Source organism: Isoptericola variabilis (assembly GCF_050311655.1).
GTDB lineage: Bacteria > Actinomycetota > Actinomycetes > Actinomycetales > Cellulomonadaceae > Isoptericola > Isoptericola variabilis.
Genome location: NZ_JBNOZM010000008.1, coordinates 1 through 12647, shown reverse-complemented (window position 1 = coordinate 12647; position 12647 = coordinate 1). Strand labels below are relative to the sequence as shown.

The following is a 12647-nucleotide window of genomic DNA, read 5'->3' as shown; positions in this document are numbered from 1 at the left end:
CGGTACGGTGACCGGGTGCCCCGACCTCTCCTCGGACCGCTCCGGCGCGACCGCGACCGGCTCCATCTCGCGCTGATGCTCGCCCTGACGTTCTCCACCGGGATCGCCGACGCCGTCGGCTATCTCGGTCTGGACCGGGTGTTCACGGGCAACATGACGGGCAACGTCGTCATCCTCGGCATGGCGCTCGCCGGCGGCGACGACCTGCCCGTCGTCGGCCCGCTGCTCGCGCTCGGCACGTTCATGGCCGGTGCGGTGGTCGCGGGCGTCGTGCTGCGTCCCGTCCGGGTGGGGTGGACGGCCCGCACCACCGCGATGTTCGCGACCGTCGGGGTGCTGCTGACCGCGATCACCGTGCTGCTCGCCGTGCCGGGCGACGACCTGCCGCACGCCGTCCAGCTCACGGTGACCGGCCTGCTGGCGCTCGCGATGGGCATGCAGGCGGCGACCGCGCGTCATCTGTCGGTCAAGGACGTCACGACGGTGGTCGTCACGTCGACCATCACCGGCCTGGCCGCCGACTCGCGGCTCGCCGGCGGCCACGGCACGAACTCCGGGCGGCGCATCGCCGCCATCGCCCTCATCTGCGCCGGCGCCGCCGCCGGGGCGCTGCTGCTGCAGGCCCACCTGGCGTGGGGCGTGGGCGTGAGCGCGGTGCTCACGCTCGTCGTCTCCGCCCTCGGACACACCACGGAGGATCCTCGATGACGTTCACTCCCCCGGCTCCCCACCCCACGCGCCCCGACCTGCGCGGCACGTTCGGGATGGCCGCCTCCACGCACTGGCTGGCGAGCGCGAGCGCCCAGTCGGTGCTGGAGCGCGGCGGCACCGCGTTCGACGCCGCCGTCGCCGGAGCGTTCGTGCTGCACGTCGTCGAGCCGCACCTCAACGGTCCCGGCGGGGACATGACGGCGATCCTCGCGACGGCGGACGAGCCCGGGCGGCCCCGGGTGCTGATGGGGCAGGGGCCCGCCCCTGCGGGGGCGACGATCGCGCACTACCGCGACGTCGAGGGACTGGACCTCGTGCCGGGCTCGGGTGCGCTGGCGGCCGCCGTGCCGGGCGCCGTCGACGCGTGGCTCCTGCTGCTGCGCGACCACGGCACGTGGACCGTGGCCGACGCCCTCGCGCCCGCCATCGGGTACGCCCGCGACGGCCACGCGGTGCTGGCCGCCGTGTGCCGCACGATCGAGGGCGTCGCGGAGCTGTTCCGCGAGCACTGGCCCACGTCGGCGGAGCGCTGGCTGCCCGGCGGGCGCGCCCCGCGGCCGGGCGAGCTCGTCACGAACCCCGAGCTGGCGGCCGTGCTCGAGCGCCTCGTCGCCGCCGAGGCCGACGCCGCCGCCAGCGGGGCCGACCGTGCCGCCGGGGTCGACGCCGCGCGCGGCGCATGGCGCGCCGTCGTCGGTGAGGCGGCCGAGGAGTTCGTCCGCACGCCGCACCGGCACGCCGACGGCCGCGACCACGCGGGGGTCCTCACCGCGGCGGACGTCGCCGGCTTCGAAGCGACGTTCGAGGACGCCGTCACGGTCGACTTCCGCGGGTACACGGTGGCCAAGACGGCCGCCTGGGGGCAGGGACCGGCGCTGCTGGAGGCGCTGCGCATCCTCGACGGGTTCGACGACGCGCGGCTCGACCCGTCCACCGAGCTCGGCGCGCACACCGTGCTCGAGGCGCTCAAGCTCGCGCTCGCCGACCGCGACGTCTGGTACGGCGACGACGCGGGCGACGGTGTGCCGCTCGACGTGCTGCTCTCCGACCGGTACGCGGCAGCGCGGCGCGCGCTGATCGGCGACCGCGCGTCGCACGACGTCCGCCCGGGCGACGTCCCGGGCCGGCCGACGCCGCCGGTCCCGCCGCTGCGCACGAGCTACGCCACGGACGTCCCCGCCGCCGCGCTGCCCGGCGCGCCGACCGGAGGCGCCGCGGCCGGCGTCGGCGAGCCGACCGTCGTCGTCACGGCCGCCGCGCCGCTGAACGGCGACGGCCTGGTGACCGACGCGACCGGCGCGACCCGCGGCGACACGTGCCACCTGGACGTCGTGGACCGCTGGGGCAACATGATCAGCGCGACGCCGTCGGGCGGGTGGCTGCAGTCCTCCCCCACCGTGCCGGGGCTCGGGTTCGCCCTCGGCACCCGGCTGCAGATGACCTGGCTGGACGAGTCCTCGCCGTCCGCCCTGACGCCCGGCTGCCGGCCGCGCACCACGCTCACCCCGACGCTCGTGCTGCGCGACGGCGAGCCCGTGCTCGCGTGCGGGTCGCCGGGCGGCGACCAGCAGGACCAGTGGCAGCTCGCGTTCCTGCTGCGCGTGCTGGTGGGCGGCTACACGCCGCAGGAGGCGATCGACGCCCCCGCCCTGCACACGACGTCGGCGCCCGGGTCGTTCTGGCCCCGCACCTGGACGCCCGGCGGCGCCGTCGTCGAGGACCGGCTGGGCGCCGACGTCCTCGCCGGGCTGGCCGAGCGCGGCCACGTGCTCACCCTCGCCGGCGACTGGGCGCTCGGGCGCCTCAGCGCCGTCACGCGCGACCCCGCCACCGGCGTGCTCGGCGCGGCGGCGAACCCCCGCGGGGCGCAGGGGTACGCCGCCGGCCGGTAGCGGCGCGGTCCGCCCCGGCGTCAGCCGAGCGTCACCGCGTCGAGCGCGTCGACCAGGCCGTCACCGAAGAACGAGTTCTCCTGCGGCGTCCCGACGCACACGGGTCCGGCGGACGTGGTGCCGCACGGGCGGTCGTCGGCCTGGTCGCGCACGGCCTGCTCGAGCTGGGCCGGCGTCCAGTCCGGGTGGGCGGACTTCATGAGCGCGAGCACGCCCGCCACGTGCGGCGACGCCATGGACGTGCCGCTCTTGGTGTCCCACGTGCCGTTGAGCTCGGTCGAGACGATGGCGCTGCCGGGGGCGGCCACGTCGATCTTGCCGAGGCCACGGTTCGAGAACGAGCTCAGCGCGCCCGTGCTCGTGACCGACGAGACGGTCACGACGCCGTCCGCCTCGGTGGGGATGTCCTCGCAGCCCGAGTTGATGGTGCGGTCCACGGGCGTGGAGTCGTTGGGGCTCGCCGTGTCGCGGGTGTTGTTCGACAGGTCGGTGGCCGAGTTGCCGGCCGCCGCGGCGTGCACGGCACCCCGGTCGGTGGAGAAGTCGATCGCGCGGCGCACGGCCTCCTTCGCCGCCGCCTGGTCGGGCTGGTCGTCGCACCAGTACTCGAACGGGTCGATGTAGTACGAGTTGTTGGTGACGTCCACGCCGTGCAGGCCCGCCCACACGAAGCCGCAGACGGCGTACTCCGGGTAGATGAAGCCGTCGTCGTTGACGACCTTCACCGACGCCATCTTCACGCCCGGCGCGACCCCCACGATGCCGATGCCGTTGTCGGCGGCGGCGATGGTGCCGGCCACGTGCGTGCCGTGGTCCGACGTGGTGGGCAGCCAGCCGGTGGCCGACGTGTCCGGGCGGCCCGCCGCCGTGCAGTTCACGGACGCCGCGGTGTCGACCTGGGTGGCCAGGTCGGGGTGCGTGACGTCGATGCCGGAGTCGAGCACGCCGACGAGCACGTCCGGCGAGCCCGGGTTGATCTCGATCGCCTGGTCGGCCTTGATCATCGCCATGTCCCACTGGGTGGCCTCGCCCGGGTCCGGGACGGCCTGGGCGCCGGACCCGTCCTCGACGCCCGCGCCGGGCTTCTTGGTGACCTTCGACTTCCAGGGGCCGCCCTTGGCCCCCGGCACCTCGTCGGCGGCGGCGGGCGTGCCCTCGCTCACCGGGACGGTACGGGTGACCCCCACCGACTCCACGGCGTGCCCGCGCGCGAGGCGCACCACGTCGGCGCGGAAGTCCGCCCGCGCCGCGTGCGCGACGACGACGCCGATCTCGGGCCACGACTGGACGACGACGCCGCCCGCCGCCTCGACGGCCCGCTCCGCCAGCCGTGTCTGGCCCGGGTTCGCGTGCTTGGCGTTGACGACGTAGGAGAAGGTCTGGCCGTCCGGGGTGGCGACCGGGACCGGGGTGGACGGCGGCTCGGCCGCCGTCTCCCCGGCGGCCGCGGCGCTGCCGACGCCCGCGATCAGGAGGGCCGTGGCGGCGCCGACGGCCACCAGACGCGCGCGGTGGGTGGTGCGCAGGTTCATGGTGTCCCCTTCGAGAGGTGCGGTCGCCTCGTTGCGACCGTCACGAGCAGACGTTAGCCGTCGGGCCCGTCGAGCGCGCCCGAACCGCGGTGTCGGACCTTCGTCCGACGTTCAGGTAACGCGCGGATGAACACTTTCCGATCATCAGGAGACGCCGTTCAATTTCGCCCTTCGGCGGCTTGTCGTGCCCCTAGCCTCGGTTCCCGTGACCAGCCCGCACACCCTGCTGGCCATGCTCCCGCCGTGGTGCGTCCACGGCACCGCTTTCGTTTCTTGAGGAGGTCGTCGCATGACGGACGCTGTCGTGGTGGGCTCGGGATTTTTCGGCCTGACCGTCGCCGAGAGGCTCGCCGAACAGTACGGCGCGAACGTTCTCGTGATCGACCGGCGCCACCACATCGGTGGCAATGCCTACAGCGCCCGGGAACCGGAGACCGGTATCGAGGTCCACCAGTACGGCGCGCACCTTTTCCACACCTCGAACGAGCGGGTGTGGGACTACGTCAACCGCTTTACGGCGTTCACCCGATATGTGCATCGCGTGTACACCACGCACCAGGGCGAGGTGTACCCGATGCCGATCAACCTCGGGACGATCAACCAGTTCTTCCGCTCGTCGTACGGCCCGGACGCGGCCCGGGCGCTCGTCGCCGAGCAGGCGGGCGAGCTCGCCGGCAGGGACCCCGAGAACCTCGACGAGCAGGGCGTGTCGCTCATCGGCCGCCCCCTCTACGAGGCCTTCATCCGGGACTACACCGCCAAGCAGTGGCAGACGGACCCCACCGACCTCCCCGCGTCGATCATCAAGCGGCTCCCCGTGCGCTACACGTACGACAACCGCTACTTCAACGACACGTACGAGGGGCTGCCGGTCGACGGCTACACCGCCTGGCTGGAGCGCCTCGCCGACCACCCGCGCATCGAGGTCCGCCTCGAGACCGACTTCTTCGACGAGGACCAGCCGGTCAACAAGGCCTCGACCGTCGGACAGGTGCCCGTCGTCTACACCGGGCCCGTCGACCGCTACTTCGAGTTCTCCGAGGGAGAGCTGTCGTGGCGCACCCTGGACTTCGAGCAGGAGGTGCTGCCGGTCGGCGACTTCCAGGGCACACCGGTGATGAACTACGCCGACCTCGACGTGCCTTACACGAGAATCCTGGAGTTCCGCCACTTCCACCCCGAACGCGACTACCATCGCGAGAAGACCGTCATCGTGCGCGAATACTCCCGCTTCGCCGAACGCGGGGACGAGCCTTACTACCCGGTCAACACCTCGGCGGACCGCGATCGGCTACAGCTGTACCGCAAGCACATGCAGGGCGAGAAGAACGTGTACTTCGGCGGCCGACTGGGTACCTACCAGTACCTCGACATGCACATGGCGATCGGTTCCGCTCTCTCCATGGTCGACAACAAGCTCGACGCAGTGTTCGGGGGTAAGGCGTGACTCTCATGGAAGAACTCGACACAGCCAGGGAGACCGCGGTGGCGCGCCGCGTCGTGCACCAGGTGGTGCTGCCTCCCGATGCCGATCCCGACACGCTCCCGCTGTACGTGGACTTCACGATGGCGCGGGCGGTCGAGGAGGCGCACCCCGACGTCGCACCCGCCGAGGCGGGCGCCGAGGTCCTGGGGCGCCGGTCGTTGCGCCTCGACCACGGCAGCGAGGCCTCGTTCGGCTCATACTTCGGCGCGTTCCCCGCCGGGTACTGGCGGCGCTGGACCGACGTCGACGAGGTGCGGCTCAGCATCCGGCTCTCGGGAGCCGCCACCGTGGCGGTCTACAAGTCGAACGCGCGCGGGAACCCGCAGCGGGTGCGCCTGATCCACAGCGTGGACGGCGTCGTCGACGTCGACCTGACGCTCGCGTCCTTCGGCGACGGCGGGTGGTACTGGTTCGACCTGTACGCCTCCGACGGCCCGGTGACCCTCGAGGCGGCCGCGTGGAGCGTCGCGGGGTCGCACGCGCGCAAGCAGGGGACGGCCTCGATCGCGATCACCACGTTCAACCGCCCCGACTACTGCGTCGCGCAGCTGCGCGCCCTCGGCGAGGACGCCACGCTCAAGGACCTGGTGGACCGGGTCTACGTGGTCGACCAGGGCACGAAGCTCGTCCAGGAGCAGCCCGACTTCGCCGAGGCCGCGGCGGTGCTCGGCGACCGGCTGTCGCTCGTGCGGCAGGGGAACCTGGGCGGCTCGGGCGGGTTCGCGCGCGGCATGACGGAGACGCTGCAGGCCGGCGAGTCCGACTACGTGCTGCTGCTCGACGACGACGTCGTCTCGGAACCCGAGGGGATCGCCCGGGCGATCGCCTTCGGCGACTTCGCGCGGGTGCCCACGATCGTGGGCGGCCACATGTTCTCGATGTACGAGAAGTCGTGCCTGCACACCTTCGGCGAACGGGTCAACCGCTACTCGTTCTGGTGGGGCAAGATCGAGAACACGTTCGACCGTCACGACTTCTCGCTGCACCCCCTGCGGACGACCCCCTGGCTGCACCAGCGCGTCGACGTCGACTACAACGGCTGGTGGATGTCCCTCATCCCGGTCGAGGCGCTGCGCACGGTGGGCCTGTCGCTGCCGGTGTTCATCAAGTGGGACGACGCCGAGTACAGCCTGCGGGCGGCCGACAAGGGCATCCCGACCGTCTCGCTGCCCGGGGCGGCCGTGTGGCACGTGCCGTGGGTCGACAAGGACGACGCGATCGACTGGCAGGCGTACTACCACCAGCGCAACCGCTGGCTCGCGGCCATGCTGCACTCGCCGTACCGCAGCGGCGGCGGGCTCCCCCGCGCGAGCTTCACCGGCGACGTCAAGCACCTGCTGCAGCTGCAGTACTCCGCCGTCGAGCTGCGCCTGCGGGCCCTCGAGGACCTGCTGCAGGGCCCCGAGCACCTGCACGCGACGATCGGCTCCACGCTGACCGAGGTGCGGGCGCTGCGCGCGACGTTCCCCGACGCCGTCGTGGAGAAGGACCCGGGCGCCTTCCCGCTCACCCGGCGCCACCGGCCCTCCCGCAAGGGCAAGGTGCCCACGGCGCCCGGAGGCAGGCCCCGCGCCGTCGTCTCGGCGCTGACCGGGATGGCCAAGCAGCTGCGCGCGGTGCGCCCCGAGGCGCTCGAGGTGCCCGAGGAGCGGGTCGCGACGACCGCCGCCCGGTGGTGGCGCCTGTCGCACCTCGACTCCGCCGTCGTCACGTCGGCGGACGGCACCGGCGCCTCGATGTACGTGCGGGACCCGAAGAAGTTCCGCGCCTACCTGGTCCGCAGCATGCAGCTGCACCGACAGCTGCGCAGCCAGTGGGCGCCGCTGAGCCGCCGCTACCGGGAGGCGATGCCGTCGTTCACGTCGGTCGAGGAGTGGCGCACGACGTTCCAGGCGAACAGCACAGACGAGAGCAGCGAAGGACAGCACGCATGAGCGCTCCGACCAAGACGTACGACGTCGCCATCCTCGGATGGTGGTACGGCAAGAACTACGGCTCGATCCTCACCTACTACGGGCTGAACCGCGCCGTCGAGAGCCTCGGCCGCTCGGTGCTCATGGTGCACGAGCCGCTCGGCTACAACGGCTACCGGGTGCACTGGCCCACCGACATCGTGTCGATGGACTTCGCCCGGCGCGTCGGGTACGAGCACACCGAGCAGGAGCACTTCTCCGCGCTCCCCCGCCTCAACGACGTCGCCCGCACCTTCGTCGTCGGCAGCGACCAGCTGTGGAACCCGCTGATCGGGCGCGTCAACGACGACCTCTTCCTGGACTTCGTCGGCCCGGAGAACGAGCGGGTCGCGTACGGCACGTCGTTCGGGAACCGCGGCACCGACAAGTTCAAGGTGCCGTTCGTGGCCAAGCACTCCGGGCACCTGCAGCAGTTCAAGGCCATCTCCGTGCGCGAGGAGTACGCGATCGACACGGCGCGGGACGTCTTCGGCGTCAAGGCCTCGCTGGTCGTGGACCCGGTGTTCCTGCTGCCGAAGGAGCACTACGGCGACCTGGCGGACAGGGCGACGGTCAGCCCCGAGGGCGACTACCTCGCCGTCTTCTTCCTCGACCCGAGCCCGGAGAAGAAGGCCGTCGCGCAGGCGATCGCGGACAAGCTGGGCTTCGACAAGATCGTGGTCATCCCCAACCCGGACGAGGGGCGGGAGAAGGCGACGGAGCTGTTCGCGGACGAGCCGCGGGCCGAGGTCCTGGCCGAGGACGCCCCCGAGAACTTCCTGCGCGCCTACCGCGACGCCGGCTACGTGGTCACGGACAGCTTCCACGGCTCGGCCTTCTCCGCGATCTTCGAGAAGCCGTTCTCCTCGATCTACAACGCGAAGCGTGGAGCCGACCGCTTCAAGAACCTCCTGGCGTCGTTGGGCTTCGGCGACCAGCGCCGCGTCCTCGAGACCGACACCACCACGACGATCGCCGAGAACCCGTTCGTCACCCGGGAGATCGACTTCACCAAGGCGCGCGAGTACATCGAGTCCGGCCGCGCGTCGTCGCTGGAGTGGCTGAAGGCCGCGCTCGACCCCGCCACGTCGGGCTCCGCCGCGATCCGCCCCTTCCAGCGGTTCACGCTGACGAACCCCGAGTTCTCCGCGAGCAGCAACGCCTGGCGCATCTCGCGGAAGGCGACCGGCACCCGTCTGAAGGTGGCGCGTGGCGGCTCGGTGCTCGGCAACCTCGTCTGGACCGACCTGCCGGAGGCGCTCACCCCGGGATCGGCCTACCAGCTCACGCTGGACTGGACTCCCCGGACCGACGCCCGCACCGTGAACGTCCACGTCCGCAACCCCGAGACCGGGAGCTTCCGCGTCGTCGGCAAGGTGACCCTCCCCGAGGGGTCGTCCGAGGCGCGGCAGGACACCGTCACCTTCCAGGTGTCCGACCCGGGCTTCAGCCAGGTCATGCTGGGCGCGGTGCACTTCTCCGGGCGGCGGGCGGGCGCGGACGTCCGGAGCGTCGCGCTCCAGGAGATCCCCGCCGGCGTCGCCGCCCGGGCACGGCGCAGGACCGGGAAGTCGCCGGCCCAGGGGTTCGCCAAGCAGGCCATGGCGCTCGCCCTCGCCGACCAGGAGCGGCAGGTCCGCTCCTACGAGACCGCGCACAAGGCCAGCAAGGTGTCCGGGGCCCGGGCGCGGATGATCTTCCACGCCCACGCCATCGAGAAGGGCCTGAGCCGCAGCAACTTCCGCCCCGGCTTCGGCAAGATCGCCGTCCCGGGGCTCGCCAAGGAGATGAACGCCTGGCTCTCCGCCGGGTACAGCACCGACGACCCCTACGTGCAGAGCTCCGCGGCCGTGATGAAGACCTACTTCGACCGCCACGCCGCGCTCCAGACCGACGTCTCCGCGTTCCGTCAGCTCTTCTCCGGGGCGGCGCAGGACCTCATCGACAACACCCGGCACCACGAGGGTGGTGTGCTGCCCGCCGAGCAGGTCCGCGAGATCCGCCTCGACGAGGACGACCACCGCGGCTTCCTCGACGTCGTCTACGGTCGCCGCAGCGTGCGCGAGTTCACCGACGAGCCCGTCAGCGACGAGGACGTGAGCAGGGCCGTGCAGATCGCGATGCAGTCGCCGTCGGTGTGCAACCGCCAGGCCGCGCGGGTGCACCAGTTCGAGGACCCGCAGATCATCAAGTCGGTGCTGGACATCCAGGGAGGCTTCAACGGCTACGCGATGCCGCCCCGCCTGCTGCTGGTCACGGCGGACCTCGACGCGTTCCTCTTCGCCCCGGAGCGCAACCAGCCGTTCGTCGACGGCGGGCTGTTCATGATGTCGCTGCTGCTCGGCCTCACCCAGACGGGCCTCGGGTCGTGCTCGCTCAACACGGCGATGGGGACCGCGAAGGAGTCCGCGATCCGCAAGATCATCGACATCCCCGACAACGAGGTCTTCATCTCGTTCGTCGCCGTCGGGCACTACGACCAGCAGGTCCTGGTGCCGCGGTCGAAGCGGACCCACGTGCAGGACGTCCTCGTCCGGCACACCGCCCGCTGAGCGGGGGTCAGCCGGCGGCGCCCGTCCGCAGCGCGGCGCGGACGCCGTCGGCGACCTCCGGCGTCAGGGTGCGCGCGAACGTCGCAGTGAGGTGGCCGTGGTCGAAGTACGCGATCACACCACCGATCACGGGGTGGCAGACGTCGTCGTCGCACATGAGGTCGGTGACCTCGCGGACGGTCACCAGGCCCGACGTGTCGGCACGGCCCGCGGCCGCGAGCGGGTCCGGCTCGAGGGCCTGCGACGGCGGTGCTCCGCACTCGTCCCAGGAGACCGGTCCGGTGGCGAGGCAGTCGGGGACGTTGTCGGGCATCGCGGGCGTGTCGCGCAGCACGAGCACCGGGATGCCAGCGTCGGTGAACGTGGCCAGTGTGCCGGCGTACGCGTCCTGAGCCGCCTCCGACTGCTCGTCGTCCGGGACGTCCGCGAGGAGCTGGTTGGTGCGCGCCGACATCACCACCAGGTCGTAGCCGCCGGCGACGACGGAGTCGATCGCCCACCGCGTGGTGTCGAGGCAACCCTGCGCGTCGTCGGCGGCCTCGTAGTCCAGCAGCTGCTCGACCGGGTAGCAGGACGACTGCAGGTACGTGTCGACCTGCCAGTCCCCCGCGTCCTCCCCGGCCTCCAGCGCCGGCGCCCAGTGGCCCGCGTGCGAGTTGCCGAGCAGCGCGACCCGCACAGGGGCGTCGTCGGATCCGTACGTGCAGCTGTTCCGGGTCGTGAACGGCGGGTCGTTCCAGCAGTCGTCCGCGTACACGGCGGGCTTGTCCTGCGCGGCGGCCTCCGGCGGGGTGAGCAGGCCGCGCACGTCGCACGACGCGTCACGCACCGAGCCGGCGCCCGCGCACTCGCCGGCCTCCGCGACCCGGGCCGGGGCGGACGCGACTGCCTCGTGCGCACGCGCGTCGGAGGCCGAGGCCGCCGAGACCCCCCAGACCGCGGAGACGCCCACGCACACCGCGAGCAGGCCGAACGTCGCCGCCCGGCGCCGCACCAGCAGCGGCTGGCGGCGCAGCGGGTCCTCGACCCAGCGCTTGGTCACGGCCGCCAGGAGCAGCGAGGCGACGACGACGACGACCAGCTCGACGCCGCCCAGCTCGTGCCCCAGCGCGTACGGCACGACGACGATCAGCGGCCAGTGCCACAGGTACACGCTGTAGGAGACGTCGCCCAGCCACTGCACGGGCCGCAGCGCGAGCAGGCCGCCGGGCCCGCCCCGGGCGCCGTCGGCGGCCGCCGCGATCACCAGCGCCGTGCCCACCGTGGGCAGCGCGGCCGCGACGCCGGGGAACGGCGTCGTCCCGTCGAAGAGGAGCACCGCCGCCACCACGGCCACCAGGCCCGCCCACGCCGACGCCGCCCGCACCGGGGCCGGCAGGCCCCACGGACGCGCCGTCACGGCCGCCGCGACGAGCCCGCCGAGCGCGAGCTCCCACAGCCGCGTCGTCGTCACGAAGTACGCCGCGGACGGGTTGGTCCCCGTCAGGTGCACCGACCACGCCAGCGACACGACGACGACCAGCCCCACCACCGCCGTCGGCACCCACTGCCCCCGCCCGCGCAGACGCACCGCGAGCAGGACGGCCAGCCCGATCAGCACCGGCCACAGCACGTAGAACTGCTCCTCGACCGACAGCGACCAGTAGTGCTGCACGGGAGACGCCAGCTCGTCCGCGGCCAGGTAGTCCGTCGCCGAGCGCGCCAGCGCCCAGTTCTCCACGTACAGCGCCGCGGCCGCGACCTCCCGTGCCACCCGGGCGTGCACCGTCGTCGGCAGCCACAGCAGCGTCGCCGCGAGCGTGGCCACCAGCACCACCGTCGCCGCCGGGATGAGGCGGCGCACCCGGCGCGCCCAGAACTCCAGCAGGTCGCCCACGCCGCGCACCGGCCGGCGCAGCAGGTGCGACGTGATGAGGAAGCCCGAGATGACGAAGAAGACGTCCACCCCGACGTAGCCGCCCGTCACCGTGCCCGGCAGCAGGTGGTAGACCAGCACCGCGCTCACCGCCAGCGCGCGCAGGCCCTGCACGTCCGTGCGCACCTCCGTGCGCGGGCGCGCCGGCGCGGCCACACGCTCGGACGCGTCGGCGGGTGCGGACACAGCAGCTCCTTCAGCAGTCACAGGGCCGAGGGCGCGCCTCGCGGCCCGTCCATCGACCCGTCCGGGACGGACCGGCTCGCGACGATAGCCTATGGACCATGCGTGGAATCATCCTGGCCGGTGGGAGCGGTACCCGGCTGCACCCGATCACCCTCGGGGTGAGCAAGCAGCTGGTACCGGTGTACGACAAGCCGATGATCTACTACCCGCTGTCGACGCTGCTGCTGGCGGGGATCCGGGACGTGCTGGTGATCACGACCCCGCACGACGCCGAGCAGTTCCGGAGGTTGTTGGGCGACGGGTCGCAGTTCGGGATCTCGATCAGCTACGCGGTGCAGCAGGTGCCCAACGGGCTGGCGCAGGCGTTCGTGCTCGGCGAGGACTTCCTCGGGTCGGACGCGGCGGCCCTGGTGCTGGGCGA

8 protein-coding genes are annotated in these 12647 nt (G+C 72.5%); 6 read left to right on the top strand and 2 right to left on the bottom strand.

Features of this window, described 5'->3' with window-relative positions; all coding sequences use genetic code 11:
- The first annotated feature begins 15 nt into the window (after positions 1 to 15).
- Together ACQP60_RS16870 and ACQP60_RS16865 are read left to right on the top strand one after the other, a co-directional pair.
- On the top strand, positions 16 to 708 hold the full coding sequence (locus tag ACQP60_RS16870; protein ID WP_429734971.1) for a YoaK family protein: 693 nt from the start codon (positions 16 to 18) through the stop codon (positions 706 to 708).
- On the top strand, positions 705 to 2603 hold the full coding sequence (locus tag ACQP60_RS16865; RefSeq protein WP_429734969.1) for a gamma-glutamyltransferase family protein: 1899 nt from the start codon (positions 705 to 707) through the stop codon (positions 2601 to 2603). Before ACQP60_RS16870 ends, ACQP60_RS16865 begins: the two co-directional genes overlap by 4 nt.
- A gap of 20 nt (positions 2604 to 2623) precedes the next feature.
- Here ACQP60_RS16865 and ACQP60_RS16860 read toward each other — a convergent pair whose 3' ends face one another.
- Positions 2624 to 4135, bottom strand: coding sequence for a S8 family serine peptidase (locus tag ACQP60_RS16860; RefSeq protein WP_429734967.1), 1512 nt, complete (start codon positions 4133 to 4135; stop codon positions 2624 to 2626).
- A gap of 289 nt (positions 4136 to 4424) precedes the next feature.
- Here ACQP60_RS16860 and glf point away from each other — a divergent pair, with 289 nt between their 5' ends.
- Genes glf through ACQP60_RS16845 form a run of 3 tightly spaced genes read left to right on the top strand, consistent with a single transcriptional unit; the run spans position 4425 to position 10125 of the window.
- Positions 4425 to 5582 carry a UDP-galactopyranose mutase gene (gene glf / locus ACQP60_RS16855; RefSeq protein WP_429734965.1) on the top strand — a complete coding sequence of 386 codons (1158 nt, stop codon included), beginning with the start codon at positions 4425 to 4427 and terminating at the stop codon, positions 5580 to 5582.
- A gap of 5 nt (positions 5583 to 5587) precedes the next feature.
- Positions 5588 to 7555, top strand: a complete 1968-nt coding sequence (locus tag ACQP60_RS16850) for a glycosyltransferase (RefSeq protein ID WP_429734962.1) — start codon at positions 5588 to 5590, stop codon at positions 7553 to 7555.
- Positions 7552 to 10125 carry a polysaccharide pyruvyl transferase family protein gene (locus ACQP60_RS16845; RefSeq protein ID WP_429734960.1) on the top strand — a complete coding sequence of 858 codons (2574 nt, stop codon included), beginning with the start codon at positions 7552 to 7554 and terminating at the stop codon, positions 10123 to 10125. Before ACQP60_RS16850 ends, ACQP60_RS16845 begins: the two co-directional genes overlap by 4 nt.
- A gap of 7 nt (positions 10126 to 10132) precedes the next feature.
- Here the strand turns inward: ACQP60_RS16845 and ACQP60_RS16840 are convergent, their stop codons facing one another.
- The gene (locus tag ACQP60_RS16840) at positions 10133 to 12226 is read right to left on the bottom strand and encodes an acyltransferase family protein (protein ID WP_429734958.1); all 2094 of its coding nucleotides are present in this window, start codon (positions 12224 to 12226) and stop codon (positions 10133 to 10135) included.
- Positions 12227 to 12324: 98 nt separating this feature from the next.
- Here ACQP60_RS16840 and ACQP60_RS16835 point away from each other — a divergent pair.
- Positions 12325 to 12647, top strand: a 323-nt coding sequence (locus ACQP60_RS16835; protein WP_429734956.1) for a sugar nucleotidyltransferase, incomplete at its 3' end; no start/stop codon positions are given.

What these genes read in the sequence shown, in the direction of transcription:
- ACQP60_RS16865 (WP_429734969.1), top strand. Translation starts at nt 705, where the DNA reads ATGACGTTCACTCCCCCGGCTCCCCACCCCACGCGCCCCGACCTGCGC.
- ACQP60_RS16860 (WP_429734967.1), bottom strand. Translation starts at nt 4,135, where the DNA reads ATGAACCTGCGCACCACCCACCGCGCGCGTCTGGTGGCCGTCGGCGCC.
- glf (WP_429734965.1), top strand. Translation starts at nt 4,425, where the DNA reads ATGACGGACGCTGTCGTGGTGGGCTCGGGATTTTTCGGCCTGACCGTC.
- ACQP60_RS16850 (WP_429734962.1), top strand. Translation starts at nt 5,588, where the DNA reads ATGGAAGAACTCGACACAGCCAGGGAGACCGCGGTGGCGCGCCGCGTC.
- ACQP60_RS16845 (WP_429734960.1), top strand. Translation starts at nt 7,552, where the DNA reads ATGAGCGCTCCGACCAAGACGTACGACGTCGCCATCCTCGGATGGTGG.